The organism is Amycolatopsis sp. NPDC004079, assembly GCF_040610415.1.
Lineage (GTDB): Bacteria > Actinomycetota > Actinomycetes > Mycobacteriales > Pseudonocardiaceae > Amycolatopsis > Amycolatopsis halotolerans.
The window spans coordinates 85,204-101,471 of record NZ_JBEXMH010000025.1 but is presented as its reverse complement, the minus strand read 5'-3'; the positions used below and the strand labels follow the sequence as shown (position 1 = coordinate 101,471).

The window sequence follows — 16,268 nt, the reverse complement described above, 5'->3', positions numbered from 1 at the left end:
GGTCCGTTGGGGGGAACGGGGTTTCCGGCGTCTGCCGGGGAGCCGCGCCGGAAGGGACGCGGGCGCGGATTCCGTGGCGGGCAATGCGGTACGGGTTCCGGGGCGGGCTCGGGGCTGTGGGGGAGCGGCGAATGGCTGGGACCTCGCTGATGCCTCCGCGACTCGGCGGACGGAATTCGAGGACGCGGCCGCGAAGCGGAACGCGTCGAGATCCGGCGAGCACGCACCGCCGTCAGTGTTTCGAACCCGCGACCATGGCCGACGACGAGATTCGTGGCCCCGCAGCGAATCGAGGTGTCATTTCCGGTCGATGTCCGCGTAGAAGGAGCGGAGGGCGGCCGCGAGCCGGTCGGGGGCCTCCATCGCTACGTAGTGGCCGATCCGCTCGATGTGCACGGCGGTCACGCTGCTGGCGACCTGCCGCAGCGTTGCGGGCGTGAAGTTCGTCGAGCGGCCTGCCACCGCGAGCACGGGCATGTCCAGTTTGCGGGCCGCGAGCGCGCGGAGTTCTTCGCCCTCGGAGAGCAGCGACCGGTACAGGCCCGCGGCGCCGGCGAACGCGTCGGGCCGGGCGTAGGAGCGGACGAGCTCGTCGATGTCGGCGTCGGTGAACGCGTCGGGGTTCGCGGCGAGCGAGGGGATCGCGTAGTCGGCGAGGAACTCGCGCTCGCGTCCGGCGAGGAGCATCTCCGGGATGCCGGGGGCGGCGAGGACGCCGATGTGCCAGGCGCCGCCGTGGGCGACATCGGCGAGTGCCTCGGCGCCGAATCCCGGGAGCGCGGTCTCGATTCCGGTGTAGCTGCGGACGAGGTCCGGGCGGGTCGCGGCGACCCGGAACGTCGTGGGGCCGCTGATGTCTTGGCCGGTGAGGTGGACGGGTCCGACGTCCAGGCGGGCGATCAGGTCGCCGAGGTCTTTCGCCGCGGTCGCGCTGTCGTGCTCGGGCGTGGCGGTGGCGGAGTCGCCGAATCCGCGAAGGTCCGCGGCGAACACCCGGTGGTGCTCGCTGAGCAGGGGGATCAGCTTGCGGAACACCCACCAGGTTTCGGGAAAGCCGTGCACCAGCAGTACGGGAGACCCGGCGGTGCCGGCGGCGACGTAGTGCAATTCCGTGCCGTTGAGGCTGATTCGGTGGTGGTCGACACCGGGGATGGTGGCGGCGAGGCGGTTCATTGTGGCCCCTTCGAGTTGATAGACAAGTAACTTGTCGAATCCTAGGGGATGGACAAGTAACTTGTCCATATGGAGGGGCCTCGTATGATCGGCCGCATGGCGCAGTCCAGCGGTGCCGAGCTCGCGCTTCTGCTGCTCGGCGGATTCCACTCCATGGTCGACGAGGTGAACGCGGAGCTCGCGAAGCGCGGCCACGAAGGCGTCCGCCCCGTGCACGAGTTCGCCTTGCGCGCCGTGGACGCGGGCGCGGACACCGCCTCCGAACTCGGCCGCCGGCTGGCGGTCACCAAACAGGCGGCCGCGCAGACCATCGCCGCACTGGAGGACTTCGGCTACGTCGACCGCGAGCCCGACCCGAGCGACGCACGCCGCAAGCGGGTGCGGGTCACCCCGCGAGGCCACGAGCTGATGGCCATTGGCGGCGCCCTGTTCGACGACGTGCGCAGCCGCTGGGCGACCCGAATCGGACCCGCGCAGCTCGAGACCCTGGAAGCACACCTGGCCCAGCTCACTGAGCGCCGCTCGTTCACTGCCGACGATTTGCGGGACTGACGGGCAGACGCCGCCAGTTCGAAATGACTCGTTGACGGCTCGGCATAGAGGCAGGCCCCGGGAGAGGCTGGGGTCAGGTACTCGGCGGCCATCCGGATTCCAGCAGTGCGAACACCGACGCCAGCGCCGCGGCGGGATCCGGCGCGGTACCAGTGAGATCCGGGATTTCCAGCACGAACCGTGCCAGAGCCCGGACCGCTGGATCGTCCGGCGACAGGCCGCTCTCGTCGGCCAGTGCCGCGGTCAGGTCGGGTTCGCAGGAATGCCACAGCCGCCGCGCGTATTCGCGCAGGGCGGGCGTGTGCACGATCAGGTCGCGTTTCGGGGCGTGTTCCGGCGGGATGTCCGTGGAGTACGGGCCGCGAGCGGCGAAGAATCGGTGCAGGGCCGCGAGAATCGGCTCGTCCCGGTCGCGGACCGCGGCGACGATTCCGGCGCGGCGTTCGGAACCGTCGTCGAAGATCAGGGCGTCTTTGCCGTCCGGGACATGGGCGAAGAGGGTCGCGACGGAGATGTCGGCCTCCTCGGCGATCTGCGCGACGGTCACCCCGTCGTAGCCGTGCTTCAAGAACAGCCGCAGCGCGACCTCGTCCAGCTTGCGCCGGGTTTCGAGCTTGCGGCGTTCGCGCCGTCCGGTGTTGACCATGACCCCCACTGTACCTAAAGCTGAAGTGGGTTTAAAGTTAGAATCACTTCAGGTTTAGGAGGGTGTCATGGCGGTGCTGGTGACCGGGGGCAATGCCGGGATCGGCTACTTCGTCGCGGAGCAGCTGGCCGAGGCGGGGGTGGAGGTGGTGCTCGGCAGCCGGGACGCGGCGAAGGCGGAGGTTGCGTTGAAGGTCCTTCGCGAGCGGGTGCCGGGGGCGCGGGTGTCGTGGGCGCGGCTGGACCTTGCCGACTTGGCCTCGGTGAAGGGGATCGAGGTCGGGGAGCTCGAAGCGGTCGTGTTGAACGCGGGCGTGTATCTCGACGGGCCCGAGCGGCGGGAGACCAAGGACGGGCACGAGATGACGTTCGGGGTCAATCATCTCGGGCACTTCGCGCTGACTGCGGCGCTTCAGGACCGGTTGAAGCCGGGCGCGAGGATTGTGACGACGGGGAGCTTCGCGGCGAAATCAGCGAAGCTCGATTTCGAGGATCTGCAGAGCACCCGTGACTACCAGCCGAAAACTGCGTATGAACGGTCGAAGCTCGCGCAGACCCTGTTCGCGCTGGAGTTGGATCGTCGGCTGAGGGCGGCGGGAAGCAGCAGGCTGAGTGTTGTCGCGCATCCTGGCGGAGCGCTGGACAGCCTGACTCCGGACCGGCCGCCGCTGCATGTGCGCAGCACGAAACAAAAGCTGAGCCTCGCGCGAATCGCCTTGCAGGGCAAGGACGGCGGTGCGCGACCAGCGGTGCGGGCGGCGGTCGGTCCGGATGTCCACAGTGGTCAGATCTGGGGGCCGCGCGTGTTCGGCCTCAAAGGACGGCCCCGGCCGGAGCCGGTGCGAGGGCCGTATGCGGACGCTGAAGCCGCCGCCCGGTTGTGGGCGGCGAGCGTGGAACTGACCGGGGTCGAGCCGTCGATCAGCTGACGTCGATCAGCACCTTTCCGGTGACGCCCTTTTCCGACGCCTCGTGCGCGCGAGCGGTTTCCGCCAGCGGGAACCGCTGCACGGGCAGGCCGTGATCGGGGCCGAGCCGGAGTCCGCCGTCGACCAGGGCGGCGTTCAGGTCTTCCGCGCCGGCACGCAGCCGGTCGAATCCGACGGTGTAGAGCACCAGGAACTGGTAGCGGCTGTTGAGGAAAACGTTCTGTCCGAAGTCGACAGTCACGGTTCCGTTGCCGCGGTCGTCGCCGTAGGCCGCGACCACGCCGCGCGGGCGGAGTACCGCGGCGTGCAGGGGAGCGTTCACGCCGACGGCGACCTCCACGATCACGTCGACCCCGTCCGGCGCGATTTCCCGGATCGCCGCGGCGACGTCCCCTTCGGTGTACCGCACGACATGCTGCGCACCGGCGGCGCGCGCGAGGGCCGCCTTGTCCTCGGTGCTGACGGTGGCGATCACGGTCGCTCCGGCCCAGCGCGCCAGCTGGATCGCGGCGTTGCCGACCGCGCCCGCGCCGCCGCTGACCAGAACAGTCTTGCCCGCCAACGCATTCGGTGCCAGCCGCTGCGGTCCGTCCTCCGCGACAGTGAGCGCGCGGTGCGCGGTGAGCGCCGGGATCGCGAAAGCGGCGCCCTCGTCGAAACCGACGCCCTCGGGGAGCGGCACGAGCCGGTCCGCCGGGAGCACGGTGTACTCCTGCGCGGTCCCGGACGTCGGCGAGTGCGCGGCGGCCAGCAGCAGCCACACCCGGTCGCCCACGGAGAATCCGTCCACCCCGGCGCCGATCGCGTCCACGACGCCGGCCCCGTCCTGGTTGGGCACGGACAACTCCGCCTCGGTACCGAAACGGGAGCCGGAGCGCGCCTTCCAGTCGGTCGGGTTCACCGCGGACACGGCGATCCGCACGCGCACCTCGCCCGGCCCTGGCTCCGGCACGGCGAGTTCGGACAACGTCAGCACTTCCGGGCCGCCGAACTGGCGGTAGGTCACAGCTTTCACCCTCGGTGCAATTCACCGGCGGGCGCGGCTATTCCCGCCGCGTTCGTCAGCGTCCGCTGAGCCGCGCGACCACCGGGGCGAAATCCTCGAGGAAAGCGCCGTTCACGCTGTAATACGACACCCCGAGTTCCTCGCGCCGCCGCTGCAGTTCCTCGGCCATCGCGGCCGGTCCGCCGCGCAGCAGGGTGAGCGAATCGTGCTCGACCAGGGTCTCGATGTCGTGCCCGATGAAGCCGCGGATCCACGGCGGGATTTCCTCGCCGACCACGAAAATGTTCATCGCCAGCTCGACCTCCCGGCCGTCGGCCGCGCCGCGGATCTCGGCGGCGTACTCCGCGGTCTCCGCCCGGCTCGCGAGGATGCCGTGGGCGAGGGTGACGACATCCGCGCGTTCACCCGCCAGCCGGCGCGCTTTCGGCCCGCCCGCGGCGACCATGACCGGCGTGTGCGCGTCTCCGTCGAGTCGGCGCAGGTGTGAGATCGTGTCCGACACCTGGGCCAGCCGCTCCGGGCCGGTACCGTACGGCAGGCCCAGCTCAGCGGCGGCTTCGCGCATCGGCGGGATGCCGGTGCCGATGCCCATCTCGAACCGGCGGTCGGTGAGCACGCTGAGGCTGTGCGCCTCCCAGGCGGCCGCGCGCGGGGTGCGCAGCGGGCTGGCGAAAACGAACGTCCCGACCCGCAGTTCGGTCGTCACCGCCGCCGCGACGGCCAGCGACGCGGTCGGGGTCGGGAGATGCAGGTTGTCCGGCGACAACAGGGTCGAATATCCGAGGTCTTCGGCGCGGCGCGCGGTTTCCCGCCATTTCGCCCCGCCCTCTTGCGGCGCCGCGACAACCCCGAACCGAAAAGTTTTTCCCGCCATGGCACCAGAAAACCACGGCTGCCGCACTCGCGCCAGCAAATGCGGCAGCCGGGCGGGTCAGCCGCGCTGGTACTGCTCCCAGGTCAGCTTCGGGTTGACCGCGGGGCCGTCGTCCTTGCCGTGGTTGGCGAGGCCGTTCTGCCCGAGGTAATAGGCTCCGACCTGGTGCTGCGCGCCCGAGGACAGGTCGGGATCGTTCACCGCGACCGCGTGGATGTGGTAGCCCCAGTCGCCCTGCGAGGGCGTGCGCACCCAGGCCGCGAACCCGACTTTCCGGAGATCCTTGGCGAATGCGGTGCGGGTCGCCGAGGACATGTCCGCCACCGAGACGTCGAAAGCGCCGCCGCCGTCGTGCGTTCCGGCCGACGCGCCGACGCCGCCCGGGTTGTACGACCCCTGGGTGAGGCCGACGTCCTTGCCGAACAGCTTCTCCGCCGCCTGAAGCATCGCCTTGGTGCGCGTGTTCAGCGTGACGCCGTGATAGGTCACGTGGCTGCCCGCGGACACTGCGTTGGACACGCTGTACTGGCCGGCGCCGAGTTTCTCCAGCGAGGTCTTGCCGGGCAGGCCGGACGCGTCGATTCCGGTGTAGCCCAGCGACTTCTGGTACTTCGAGTAGGCGTCGATCGTGGTGGTGCCGAAGTAGCCGTCGACGTACTTGGCGTCCAGCAGTCCCTTGGCCTGCAACGCCTTCTCGACCAGCAGGACGCTGTCGTGCGCGCCCGGCGTCTGGGTGTTGTCCGCGCGCTGCGGGTCGATCTGGGCCGCGAGCAGCACGGCTTCCATGTTCGCCGCCGGCAGTGCCGCGGCTACGCCCGGAGCGGCGACGGCGACCGTGGCCGCCGCCGCGGCCCCGGCGGTGAGCACTGCGAGTTTCCTGAGCATCCGTGTCCTCCCGGTCCTGGTCGGTCCGGGCCGAGCATCGCCGAGCGGGATACACGGGACGTACAAATGCGGCTTGACCTCACTCCAGCCACTCGGTGACGAACCGGTCGTTCTCGTGGATGTGCACGGCCTCGTACGGCTCGGGCCCGAGCGAAACGAACTTGTGCGGCGTGTCCGGCGGGGCGATGAGCACGTCCCCGGCGACGCCTTCGCGCTGCTCGGCGCCGATGGTGAACAACGCGCGGCCGCGCTGGATGACGAAGGTTTCGCGGTAGGGATGCTGGTGGAGGCGCGGTCCGGTGCCGGGCTCGGTGGCGTACTCGCGGATGACGGAGACGCTGGAGCCGACTTCGTAGCCCTCGACGTCCCGGGTTGCGGGTTCAGTCATGTCCGTGAACGTTAGCCGCCGGAGCGGGGGCTGGGGCGAAATCGGCGGGGTCCCGGTTAGGCGATGGTGCCGTTGGCTCGGGCGCGCCAGAGTGCCGTTCGCGCCTCGCGGGTGTCGAGTCGCGTCAGCCCGGCGACTGCCCAGTCGCGGAGCATTTCATCCTGGCTGTTGAGCTGGGCGGCGAGTACCGGCAGCGCTTCGGAGGATTCAGCCAGTCCGATCAGTTCGAGCAGCCAGCTGCGCAGTCCGCGGTCGGCTTGCTCATTCTCGAACTCCTCGATCAACGCGGACAGGTACTCGGCGGCTCGGTCGCGCAGCAAGCCGAAGCCGTCCTCGGCGCGTTGCGGATCACGGCTGCGCATCATGCGCATCGCTGCTTCGAAGCCGTTCGCCATGGCGTCGAGCGTATCGGCGCCGTACAGCGCTTTCCCCGCCTTCCGGGCAACCTGTCGGATGTCTGTCCGCCCAAAACCGGCCAGATCTCTGTCATTCGGTTGACCTCCCGGCCCGCCAGCCGGAAAGGTCGGACAACACGAGGTCTGGGAGGCAGCGTGCGGTACTCAGTCGTGGCAGCGTTGGTGACGGCGGCGGTCGTCGGAGCGGGAGCGGTCGCGGCGGCCGCGCCGCAGACCCCGCTCGTAAGCGACCCGGCGGCGTACGTCGATCCGCTCGTCGGCACCGGGCGCGGCGGAACTTCGGTCGGCGAGATCAACAACTTCCCAGGGCCGGCCGCGCCGTTCGGGATGATGCAGTTTTCGCCGGACACCGACGGGTCCTACGCCGGCTACCAGTACCACAGCGACAAGATCCGCGGCTTCAGCCTCGACCACGCGTCGGTCGGCTGCAACGCGTTCGGCGACGTTCCGATCCTGCCGGTCACCGGTGACGTCGGGGCGAAGCCGTGGGATCGCGTCGAACGGTTCACGCACGACGGTGAGCAGGCGGAACCCGGCTATTACGCGGTCGCTTTTCCCGATTCCGGCGTGCGTACCGAGTTGACGGCGACCACGCGCACGGGGCTGGCGGCGTTCACCTTCCCAGCGGGGCAGAACGCGCAGGTGCTCGTGAAGGGCGGCGCGAGTCTCGCGGGCAACTCCGCGGCCGGGTTGAGGATCACCGGCGACCGCGAGGTCAGCGGGCAGGCGACGACTGGGCACTTCTGCGGGAAATCGAACAAGTACACCGTCTACTACGACATCACCTTCGACCGTCCGTTCACCGCGCACGGCACCTGGGACGGCAAAACAGTCCAGCCGGGCAGCGACCAGGTCGACGCGCCGAAAGCCGGGGCGTACCTGACCTTCGGCGACGCGGGCACGGTGCACGCGAAGGTGTCGATGTCCTATGTGGACGTTCAGGGCGCGAAGAAGAACATGGAGCCCGGCTGGGACTTCTCCGCGATGCGCCAGAAGACGAAAGACGCCTGGCGCGACGCGCTCGGCCGGATCCGCGTGGCGGGCAAGGATTCCGCGCAGCTCAAGACGTTCTACACCGCCCTTTACCACAGCCTGATGCACCCGAACACGTTCAACGACGTCGACGGCCGCTACATCGGCTTCGACAACCAGATCCGCACCCTCCCGGCCGGGCACTCGCAGTATGCCAACTTCTCCGACTGGGACACCTACCGTTCGCTCGCGCCCTTGCACGGCATGCTGTTCCCGAAGGAAGCCAGCGACATGGCGCAGTCGCTGACCAACGACGCGGTCCAGGGCGGCTGGTGGCCGCGCTGGCCGATGGCCAACGGCTACACCGGGCAGATGACCGGCGACAGCTCGGTCGCGCTGCTGTCCAGCCTCTACGCCTTCGGCGCGCGCGACTTCGACGTCAAGACCGCGCTGAAGTACCTGGTCAAGGGCGCGACGTCGGTGGACGAGACGCCAGGGGCGTACCAGGAACGCCGGGGGATCGCGGACTACCTCGCCCGCGGCTACCTGCCGAACAACGACGCCTCCCGCGGCGACCACGCGCGCGTCGGGGCCTCGATCACGCTGGAATGGGCGATCGACGACTTCGCCATCGCGCAGTTCGCGGGCGCGATCGGCGACCGCGGCGTCGCCCGCGACTTCGCCAAACGCGGGCAGAACTGGCAGCACCTGTTCAACCCGGCCACCGGCTACCTCCAGCCGCGCGGCCAAGACGGCCGCTTCCCGGACGGCCCGGCGTACCAGCCGCCCGCGCCCGGCACCTTCGGCCAGGACGGCTTCGACGAGGGCAACGCCGCGCAGTACACCTGGCTCGTGCCGCAGGACACGGCCGGGCTGGTGACCGCGATGGGCGGCCCGGCGGCGGTGTCCGCGCGGCTCGACACGTTCTTCCAGAAGCTCAACGTCGGGCCGAACGAGCCGTACATGTGGGCGGGCAACGAGCCCGACTTCGGCGTGCCGTGGCTGTACAACCACGTCGGCCAGCCGTGGAAGACGCAGGAAGTCGTGCGCCGGATCGCGACCACGCTGTTCAGCGCGACGCCGGACGGCGAACCCGGCAACGACGACCTCGGCGCGCAATCGTCGTGGTACGTCTGGGCCGCGCTCGGGCTCTACCCGTCGACTCCGGGCACGCCGGATCTCACCGTGCACAGCCCGCTGTTCGAGCGCGCGGTGCTGACCCTGCCGGGCGGTCGCACCCTCGACATCCGCGCGCCGGGTGCGTCGACGACCACACAGTACGTCCACGGCCTGGCCTTGAACGGGCACCGGTGGGATCGGACGTCGCTGCCGCAGGACCTCGCGCGGGGCGGCGGGCGGCTCGACTTCGCGCTGTCCGCGCAGCCGGACCGGAACTGGGCCGCGAACACGCAACCACCGTCCTATCGGGACGGTGAGGAGCCGTACGTCGCCTCGGTGGCCAACCAGGTCGCCGTCGAACCGGGCGGCTCCGGCGCCGTCGCGGTGAACGGCCAGCGGCTCGGTGGCCACCTGCGCTCGCTGAACATCGCGACGTCGGCACCGGCCGGGATCACCGTGTCGGGCCCGCGTTCGGTGTGGCTCGACGATCGCACCGGAAGCGGGAAAACGGATCTGACCGTTGCGGTCGCGGCGGGAACTCGCGCGGGTTACTACGAAGTGCCCGTAACGTTGCGCGGGGCCGGACATTCGGTTTCTTCCTCGATAATTGTGGTGGTCGCGCCGAAGGGAAGCCTGGCCGGAGCCTTCGGCAATGTCGGAATTTCCGATGACGGCGACGGCGGTTCAGCGAATTTCGACGGCGCCGGAAACAGCTATTCACGAAAAGCGCTCGCCGACGCCGGTCTCGCTCCGGGTTCGACCGGGCACGCAGCGGGTACGACGTTCGTCTGGCCCGCCGCGCCGTCCGGCCGTCCGGACAACGCCGTGGCGTCCGGGCAGAAGCTCGAGCTGAGTGGAACTTCAGCCGGCCGCCTGCTTTTCGTCGGCTCGGCGACGAACGGAGACCACCGGGGGAGCGCGACCGTCGCGTTCACCGACGGCACGACCGCGACCGCCGATCTTTCGTTCGGTGACTGGGTGTTGCCGGGCGGAAATACCGAACCAGTGTTCGGCAATACGCTCGTGGCCCGCACCGCGCACCGGAATCAGCCCGGCGGCCAGGGAATCGGCGCCTCGGTTTACGCCACGTCGCCGCTGGAAATCCCGGCCGGCAAGAAGATCGCGACGGTGACTTTCCCGGCCGATCCGGACCTCCACGTTTTCGCCCTCGGCCTGGGGTGAGTTTGTCAAGCCGGATTCCCAGGGTGTGATCTGTTCGCGGGTTCCGGAATTTCTCGGCCGTCTTCTTCGTAGGTGCCCAAGTGCTCACGACGAAGGGGAGTGGCGTGAACGAAACACGCGAAGCGCCGAACACGGGGAGCCAGCTGAAGCTGGTGCTCGTGCTCGGCGTTCTGGTGGCACTGGGGCCGCTGTCCATCGACATGTATCTGCCGGCGCTGCCGGACATCACCCGCGAACTGTCGACGACGGAGTCGACCATCCAGCTGACCCTCACCGGAACGGTGCTGGGGCTCGGGCTCGGCCAGCTGATCGCCGGCCCGCTTTCGGACGCGATGGGGCGGCGCATCCCGCTCGTCGCGGGAAGTTTGATCCACGTGGTCGCGTCACTGCTGTGCCTGGTGGCTCCGACGGTGGAACTGCTGAGCGCGGCGCGCGTGCTGCAGGGGCTGGGCGCCTCGGCGGGCGCGGTGCTGGCGCTGGCCGTGGTGCGCGACCTCTACACCGATCGCGCCGCGGCGAAACTGCTGTCCAAGCTCATCCTGGTGATGGGCGTTTCCCCGGTGCTGGCCCCGACGCTCGGCAGCGCGCTGCTGGCGTGGACGCACTGGCGCGGGGTGTTCGTGGTGCTCGCCGCGATCGGGCTGGCGAGCGGGATCGCGGCGGCGCTCGCGCTGCCGGAGACACTGCCGCCCGCGCGGCGGCAGCCGTTCCAGCTCCGGGCGACCGTGCGGTCCTACCGGAGCCTGTTCACCGACCGCTCGTTCGTCGGGCTGGTGCTGGTGGCCGGGTTCGCGATGGCCGGGCTGTTCGCGTTCGTCAGCGGCGGGTCGTTCGTGTTCCAGCAGCAGTACGGGCTCGACCAGCAGCAGTTCGGCCTGATGTTCGGCGCGAGCGCGGTGTGGCTGATCGCCGCGACGCAGGTCAACGCCCGTCTGATGAACCGGTTCGAACCGCACCAGGTGCTGCTCGTGGCGAGCCTCGCCGCGGCGGCCTCGGCGGCGGTGCTGCTGGCGACCGCGCTGACCGGATTCGGCGGCATGTTCGGCGTCGCGGTGCCGGTGTGGGCGGTGCTGTTCTTCGCCGGGCTGATCCTGCCGAACGCGCCCGCGGTCGCGCTCGACGCGCACGGCAACAACGCCGGGACGGCCGCGTCGCTGCTGGGCGCGGTGCAGTTCGGCGTCGGCGCGGCGGTCTCGCCGGTGGTCGGCCTGCTGGGCAACAACGCGGCCGCGATGGCCACGGTGATGTTCGGCGGACTGGTGGTGTCCGGGCTGGTGCTGTGGCTGATCGCGCGGCCGTGGCAGGGCCACGCGGCCGAGCAGGACGAACTGGTCGACACCCGGGTTCCGGTGGCGGTCGACTAGGGCCGGGGGAGTGGTGAGTGGCGTTGCCGGTTCTCACCGGCAACGCCGCTCACGACGGCTCACATGCTGCGGAGCACCGAGACGACCACGCCGAGCACCGCGGCCCGGTCGCCGTCGATCACGTCGTAGGCCGGGTTGCGGGGCTCGAGGTAGACGTGCCCGTCGCGGCGGCGGTAGACCTTCACCGTCGCCTCCTCGTCGATCATCGCGGCGACGATCTGCCCGGAATGCGCCTCGTGCTGCTGTTTCACCACCACGATGTCGCCGTCGCAGATCGCCGCGTCGACCATCGAATCGCCGCGCACGCGAAGCCCGAAAACGGTGCCGCGGCCGGTGAGCCCGCGCGGCAGCTGCAGGACGTCGTCCACGTGCTCCAGCGCGGAGATCGGCGTGCCCGCCGCGATGTCGCCGACCACCGGCACCGGCACGGAGTCGCCGCCGTCGCGCGAGGGGACGTCGCCGAGGAAGGCGCGCACGTCGATCGGCCGCGACATCGTCGAGCTGCGGCGCAGGAATCCCTTGTCCTCCAGCGCGGCGAGATGCTTCGACACCGAGGACGTCGACCGCAGTCCGACCGCTTCGCCGATCTCGCGCGTGCTCGGCGAGTAGCCGTGCTGGCCCACCCAGTCCCGGATGGTGGCGAGGATGTGCTGCTGCCGCTCGGGCAGGGCCGAAGCGTCGAGGTGGTCGAAGACGTCGTCGTAGGCGGTCACGGGCCGATCGTAGAGGGCGTCCGGGCCGGTCGCGGGGGCCGGGGGCGTTGTCCCCTCGGTTGCTCCACTGTGGACTGTGGCTGCGGTTGGCAGGCTTGTCCCTCCGGAGGGTGACGGAGGGGACCGGGGATGACTCAGCCGAGGGAACGGCCGAAGGTGACGGGGATCGGCATCGCGGTGGCGGTGTTGCTCGTGGTGCTGGAGATTTACGCGGTACGCGGGGGATTCTGGTCGGTCAGGGAATCGTGAGCGGCGGAAGCCGCGTCAGCGCTTCCGATTACCTGTTCGTGTTGTCCCTGGTGCTGGCGATCGTGGTGCTCGTCGGCGTAGGGATGATTTTCGCGCGACGGCAATCGGTCGGCCGGATTCTGCTGTGGGGCGCGCCGGTGCAGCTGCTGTGCTCGCTCGCCGGGGTGCTCCTTTCCCATTCCTGGTTGGACAGCGTCGCGTTCGGCGTGATGACTGTCCTGGCGGTGGTGCTGTGGCTGCCCGCGGTGTCGGCGAAGACGCCTCCGCCCGTGGGCTACGGGATGCCTTACGGGGCACCGGTTCCGGGGATGCCGCAGTATCCGCCGCAGTACGGCGCTCCGGGAATGCCGCAGCCCGTACCCGCAGCGACCTCAGCAGCCGTATCCGCAGCAGCCGATGCCGGGACAATGGCCTCCGCAGGGCCCGCCGCACCAGGGGTGGCCGGGCCAGTGATCACTGCCCCGCGAAATGCCGCTGCTGGTCGGTGACCTCGGCGAGCGCCCGCTTGAACTCCGCGTACTCGCCCCGCCCGAGCCGCTGGGCGTGCCGGTCCTCGATCCCGGCGAGGATGCGGGTCGAGGCCCCGATCATGGCCGACCCGCGCTCAGTGGGGCAGACGAGTTTCGCGCGCCGGTCGGCCGGGTCGGGGCGGCGTTCGACGTAGCCGAGCGTTTCGAGTTCGTCGACCATCGTGCCGATGACCTGCTTGCGCCGTCCGGACAGCCGGGACAGCTCCGTCGCGCGCGCACCGTCCGGGCCGAGGTAGGCGAGTACCGCTCCGTGGCGCGGGCTCAGATCGCCGAAGCCTTCGGCGGCCAGCGCGGTGAACAGTTCCCGCTGCACCGCGAACAGCAGCCGCCCGGCGAGCATCCCGAGGTCGGGTTGCGCGGGCACTCGGGAGTCGGGCACGGCGAAGATCGTAGCCCTCGGCCGGACGCGGGTCAGCATCGCCGGGGCAGCACGCAGAATTCGTTGTCTTCCGGGTCTTTCAGCACGATCCAGTGGTCGTTTTCCGGATCTTCCACGACTCTCGCACCGAGCGTCACGAGGCGGGCCACCTCGTCGCGCTGCTCGACCTTTGTCCGGCGCGATGTCCAGGTGCAGCCGGTTCTTGCCGGTCTTCCCTTCGGGCACCGGCTGGAACAACAGCGACGGCCGGCCCGGCGCTTTCAGCTCGACGTAGGTGAGTCCCTGGCTGTCCGGCCACCGCTCGGCCCTCGGATAGCCCAGCGCTTCCCGCCAGAATTCGGCGAGCGCGTCGGCGTCCCGGCAGTCGACGGTGACGGCGATCAGGTTGCTGCTCATGATCGATGGCTACCCGCGATCCGGCCCGGGTACTCGTCTGTCCATAGTGGACAATTAATGCGGGTGGGAGAGAAGGGTGCCGAGACCGGGTCCGGCGGCCGGGCGGCCGAGCAGGGTGAGGCAGTGCCACAGCGTCACCTGTGTCGCGGTGAGCACGGGTTTCCCGGCGAGCTTCTCGAGCTCGGCGAGCAGCGGCGCGGTGCGCAGGGCCGTCTCCGGAAGCAGGACGGCTTGGGCGTCCGGGGAGGCCGCGGAATCGACCAGGTCGCGGATCTGGGCGCTGTCCCAGGTCGCCAGGTCGCGGTCGGAACCGGCGTCGGCCGACACGGCGTGCACGGTGGCGATGTCTTCCTCGGCAAGGAACGCCGCGAACGCGTCGGTGATCTCGGGCGCGTACACCGAGGCGAGCGCGATCCGCTCCAAACCGAGCCGGTGCGCGGCCGCGAGGAACGCCAGCGACGTGCTGCTCGCCGGGACGCCGAGCGCGTCCGTCAAGGCGTCGGTCTGCGTCTTGGCCACGGCGACGCCGTCGAGGAAACTGCAGCTCGTGCACGCCCAGCTGACCACGCGCGGCGACGTCGTGAACTTCGCCGCCGTCGCGACCAGCCGGTCCGGTTCGCTCAGTTCGCGCACGGCGGTCTGGACGTTTTCCCGCTCGACGACGCGCCGGGCCCAGGGCACGTAGGCGAATTCCACGCCTGGCCGGGCGTCCAGGCATCCGGCCAGGGCGGTGAAGTCGTCTTCGGCGCAATCGCGAGTGGGATACAGCAGACCGATCATCTCGGGCAGTGTCGCACTCGTTCGCCCGGCTGGCAGAATTTCAGGAGCCGGGGCCGGAGTAGATCTCCGCGGCGGGCGGGGCCTTGGCGGGGACGGGCTGGTCCCAGCCGCTGAACTCCATCGTGCCTTGCTTCGGGGACTCCAGCCGCAGCAAGCGGTGCGGTTCGACGGCCTCGATGAAGATCGTGGTGCTGTCGTTCTCGTACCGCAGCGCCAAGGTGCCTGCCACGTCGGCGGGCTGACCCGTCCCGAAGCCGGGCTGGTCGGTTTCGCTGGCCATGCCGCTGACGAAGACGTCGAAGTCCAGGAAGAGCTTGAGCCCCTCGCCGAATCCCTGAGCCATCGGGGAGTCCATCGACACCCACTTGTCGTCCAGCGGCGAGCGGGCCCCGGCGGGCCGCCCGGAGATCTTGGCCATCCCGCGGGTGAACTTGATCCAGACCTTGTCGCCGACGCGGACCAGCGGCACCGCCGCGCCGTCCTTCGAGATCGAGCCGCTCACGCTGTCCCTGTTGATTTGCATGTCGAACGTCGTGCCGCCGTCGCTGCCTTTGACGTGGACCGCGGTCGCCTTCTTCATCGCGGCCTTGATGGCCGCGGGGTCGAGCGGGTCGGCGGACGGCGAAGCGGGCGCGGCGGGCGAGCTCGCGGCCGCGGCGGCGGGCGGCTGGACGGCGTTTCCGCCGGAGCCGGAGCAGGCGGTGCACGCGAGCGCGGCGGCGGCCGCGACGGCGCCATAGCGCAGGAGGAGACGGTTCGAGACCGGGCGAATCATGCGATTTCCGTTCGGGACAGGCCCGGGACACCCCCGGGCGCATCCGCTTATCGCCTGGTCCACCCGTCCGTTACGGCTTGTCCGCCGCTGTCATGGATCCGTGATCCGGATCCACAGTGGACGGCGGCCTCGCGTTCCCGAGCGGCACGGGAACGCGAGGCCGTCCGATCAGGAGCCGGGGCCGGAGTAGATCTCCGCGGCGGGCGGGGCCTGGGCCGGGACGGGCTGGTCCCAGCCGCTGAACTCCATCGTGCCTTCCGACGGGGACTCCAGCCGCAGCAACCGGTGCGAGCCGGCGGCCTCGAGGAAGATCGTCCGGCTGCCGTTCTTGTAGCGCAGCGCCGGGGCACCCGCCACGTCGGCGGGCTCGGCCGCGGAGTAGCCGGGCTTGGCGGCGTCGTCGGCCATGGAACCGATGAAGACGTCGTAGTCCAGGAACAGCTTGAACGCCTCGCCGAGACCCTGGCCGAGCTGGGAGTCGAGCGAGACCCACTTGTCGTTCACCATCGCGGCGGCCTCGGCGGGCAGGCCGGCCTCCTTGGTCAGCGACTTGCTGAACCGCATCCAGACCTTGTCGCCGACGCGCCGCACCGGGACCTCGACGCCGTCCTTCTCGATCGAGCCGCTCACGCTGTCCTTGTTGAACTGCATGTCGACCTTCATCTTGCCGTCTTCGCTCTTCGAGCCCTTGACGTGGACCGCGGTCGACTTCTTCATCGCGGCCTTGACGGTTTCGCCGACGGTCGCGGCGTCGGGCGCGGCGGCGGCCGGCGCGGCCGAAGAGCTCGCGGCCGGGCTGGCGGCGGCGGGCGGCTGCGCGGCGTTCCCACCGGAGCCGGAGCCGGAGCAAGCGGTGCACGCGAGCGCGGCGGCGGCCGCGACGGCGCCGTAGCGCAGGAGGAGACGGTTCGAGACCGGGCGAATCATGCGATTTCCGTTCG

At 70.1% G+C, this 16,268-nt stretch carries 16 protein-coding genes and 2 pseudogenes; 5 read left to right on the top strand and 13 right to left on the bottom strand.

The window, feature by feature from the left end:
• Positions 1-297: 297 nt before the first annotated feature.
• Entirely contained in the window at positions 298-1,173 is an 876-nt protein-coding gene (locus tag ABZX37_RS25205) for an alpha/beta hydrolase (protein ID WP_354743421.1), read from the bottom strand.
• 96 nt (positions 1,174-1,269) lie between these two features.
• Here ABZX37_RS25205 and ABZX37_RS25200 point away from each other — a divergent pair, with 96 nt between their 5' ends.
• Entirely contained in the window at positions 1,270-1,725 is a 456-nt protein-coding gene (locus ABZX37_RS25200; RefSeq protein WP_354743420.1) for a MarR family transcriptional regulator, read from the top strand.
• A 73-nt stretch (positions 1,726-1,798) separates the two neighbouring features.
• Here the strand turns inward: ABZX37_RS25200 and ABZX37_RS25195 are convergent, their stop codons facing one another.
• Positions 1,799-2,371 carry a TetR/AcrR family transcriptional regulator gene (locus tag ABZX37_RS25195; protein WP_354743419.1) on the bottom strand — a complete coding sequence of 191 codons (573 nt, stop codon included), beginning with the start codon at positions 2,369-2,371 and terminating at the stop codon, positions 1,799-1,801.
• Between the two features lie 67 nt (positions 2,372-2,438).
• Here ABZX37_RS25195 and ABZX37_RS25190 point away from each other — a divergent pair, with 67 nt between their 5' ends.
• The gene (locus ABZX37_RS25190; protein WP_354743417.1) at positions 2,439-3,299 is read left to right on the top strand and encodes an SDR family NAD(P)-dependent oxidoreductase; all 861 of its coding nucleotides are present in this window, start codon (positions 2,439-2,441) and stop codon (positions 3,297-3,299) included.
• On the opposite strand, the gene ABZX37_RS25185 is transcribed toward ABZX37_RS25190, so the two are convergent.
• The 5 genes from ABZX37_RS25185 to ABZX37_RS25165 all read right to left on the bottom strand — a co-directional run bounded on the left by ABZX37_RS25185 (position 3,292) and on the right by ABZX37_RS25165 (position 6,847).
• Positions 3,292-4,314, bottom strand: a complete 1,023-nt coding sequence (locus ABZX37_RS25185; protein WP_354743415.1) for an NADPH:quinone reductase — start codon at positions 4,312-4,314, stop codon at positions 3,292-3,294. The two genes, ABZX37_RS25190 and ABZX37_RS25185, sit on opposite strands and share 8 nt — an antisense overlap.
• Positions 4,315-4,360: 46 nt before the next feature.
• Positions 4,361-5,179, bottom strand: a complete 819-nt coding sequence (locus ABZX37_RS25180; RefSeq protein ID WP_354743413.1) for an LLM class flavin-dependent oxidoreductase — start codon at positions 5,177-5,179, stop codon at positions 4,361-4,363.
• A 57-nt stretch (positions 5,180-5,236) separates the two neighbouring features.
• Positions 5,237-6,064, bottom strand: a complete 828-nt coding sequence (locus ABZX37_RS25175; RefSeq protein ID WP_354743411.1) for a peptidoglycan-binding protein — start codon at positions 6,062-6,064, stop codon at positions 5,237-5,239.
• Between the two features lie 79 nt (positions 6,065-6,143).
• Complete coding sequence (locus tag ABZX37_RS25170; RefSeq protein ID WP_354743409.1) at positions 6,144-6,452, bottom strand: cupin domain-containing protein; 309 nt, start codon at positions 6,450-6,452, stop codon at positions 6,144-6,146.
• A gap of 56 nt (positions 6,453-6,508) precedes the next feature.
• Complete coding sequence (locus ABZX37_RS25165) at positions 6,509-6,847, bottom strand: hypothetical protein (protein WP_354743404.1); 339 nt, start codon at positions 6,845-6,847, stop codon at positions 6,509-6,511.
• A 156-nt stretch (positions 6,848-7,003) separates the two neighbouring features.
• Between ABZX37_RS25165 and ABZX37_RS25160 the strand changes: the two genes are divergently transcribed.
• Positions 7,004-10,141 carry a GH92 family glycosyl hydrolase gene (locus ABZX37_RS25160; protein ID WP_354743402.1) on the top strand — a complete coding sequence of 1,046 codons (3,138 nt, stop codon included), beginning with the start codon at positions 7,004-7,006 and terminating at the stop codon, positions 10,139-10,141.
• 104 nt (positions 10,142-10,245) lie between these two features.
• Positions 10,246-11,505 carry a Bcr/CflA family multidrug efflux MFS transporter gene (locus tag ABZX37_RS25155; protein WP_354743400.1) on the top strand — a complete coding sequence of 420 codons (1,260 nt, stop codon included), beginning with the start codon at positions 10,246-10,248 and terminating at the stop codon, positions 11,503-11,505.
• Positions 11,506-11,564: 59 nt separating this feature from the next.
• On the opposite strand, the gene lexA is transcribed toward ABZX37_RS25155, so the two are convergent.
• Positions 11,565-12,218, bottom strand: a complete 654-nt coding sequence (gene lexA / locus ABZX37_RS25150) for a transcriptional repressor LexA (RefSeq protein WP_344279381.1) — start codon at positions 12,216-12,218, stop codon at positions 11,565-11,567.
• A 245-nt stretch (positions 12,219-12,463) separates the two neighbouring features.
• Here lexA and ABZX37_RS25145 point away from each other — a divergent pair, with 245 nt between their 5' ends.
• The gene (locus ABZX37_RS25145) at positions 12,464-12,955 is read left to right on the top strand and encodes a hypothetical protein (protein WP_354743398.1); all 492 of its coding nucleotides are present in this window, start codon (positions 12,464-12,466) and stop codon (positions 12,953-12,955) included.
• On the opposite strand, the pseudogene ABZX37_RS25140 reads toward ABZX37_RS25145, so the two are convergent.
• The 5 genes and pseudogenes from ABZX37_RS25140 to ABZX37_RS25120 form a co-directional block, all read right to left on the bottom strand.
• Positions 12,921-13,253 (bottom strand): annotated as a pseudogene (locus tag ABZX37_RS25140) (MarR family transcriptional regulator); the annotation flags it as partial. The gene ABZX37_RS25145 and the pseudogene ABZX37_RS25140 sit on opposite strands and share 35 nt — an antisense overlap.
• Before the next feature lie 155 nt (positions 13,254-13,408).
• Positions 13,409-13,772: pseudogene (locus ABZX37_RS25135) on the bottom strand (VOC family protein).
• A 54-nt stretch (positions 13,773-13,826) separates the two neighbouring features.
• Positions 13,827-14,552: a decarboxylase gene (locus tag ABZX37_RS25130; RefSeq protein ID WP_354743396.1), complete on the bottom strand. Its 726-nt coding sequence runs from the start codon at positions 14,550-14,552 to the stop codon at positions 13,827-13,829.
• Between the two features lie 40 nt (positions 14,553-14,592).
• Positions 14,593-15,327, bottom strand: coding sequence for a hypothetical protein (locus ABZX37_RS25125; RefSeq protein WP_354743394.1), 735 nt, complete (start codon positions 15,325-15,327; stop codon positions 14,593-14,595).
• A gap of 168 nt (positions 15,328-15,495) precedes the next feature.
• Positions 15,496-16,254 (bottom strand): hypothetical protein, encoded by a 759-nt coding sequence (locus ABZX37_RS25120; protein ID WP_354743392.1) that lies wholly within the window; start codon positions 16,252-16,254, stop codon positions 15,496-15,498.
• Positions 16,255-16,268: the final 14 nt, after the last annotated feature.

Excerpts from the sequence above, each read along its gene's own strand:
- ABZX37_RS25170 (WP_354743409.1), bottom strand. The coding sequence starts at position 6,452 with ATGACTGAACCCGCAACCCGGGACGTCGAGGGCTACGAAGTCGGCTCC.
- ABZX37_RS25180 (WP_354743413.1), bottom strand. The coding sequence starts at position 5,179 with ATGGCGGGAAAAACTTTTCGGTTCGGGGTTGTCGCGGCGCCGCAAGAG.
- ABZX37_RS25195 (WP_354743419.1), bottom strand. The coding sequence starts at position 2,371 with ATGGTCAACACCGGACGGCGCGAACGCCGCAAGCTCGAAACCCGGCGC.
- ABZX37_RS25165 (WP_354743404.1), bottom strand. The coding sequence starts at position 6,847 with ATGGCGAACGGCTTCGAAGCAGCGATGCGCATGATGCGCAGCCGTGAT.
- ABZX37_RS25175 (WP_354743411.1), bottom strand. The coding sequence starts at position 6,064 with ATGCTCAGGAAACTCGCAGTGCTCACCGCCGGGGCCGCGGCGGCGGCC.
- ABZX37_RS25205 (WP_354743421.1), bottom strand. The coding sequence starts at position 1,173 with ATGAACCGCCTCGCCGCCACCATCCCCGGTGTCGACCACCACCGAATC.
- ABZX37_RS25120 (WP_354743392.1), bottom strand. The coding sequence starts at position 16,254 with ATGATTCGCCCGGTCTCGAACCGTCTCCTCCTGCGCTACGGCGCCGTC.
- ABZX37_RS25130 (WP_354743396.1), bottom strand. The coding sequence starts at position 14,552 with ATGATCGGTCTGCTGTATCCCACTCGCGATTGCGCCGAAGACGACTTC.
- ABZX37_RS25200 (WP_354743420.1), top strand. The coding sequence starts at position 1,270 with ATGGCGCAGTCCAGCGGTGCCGAGCTCGCGCTTCTGCTGCTCGGCGGA.
- ABZX37_RS25190 (WP_354743417.1), top strand. The coding sequence starts at position 2,439 with ATGGCGGTGCTGGTGACCGGGGGCAATGCCGGGATCGGCTACTTCGTC.
- ABZX37_RS25125 (WP_354743394.1), bottom strand. The coding sequence starts at position 15,327 with ATGATTCGCCCGGTCTCGAACCGTCTCCTCCTGCGCTATGGCGCCGTC.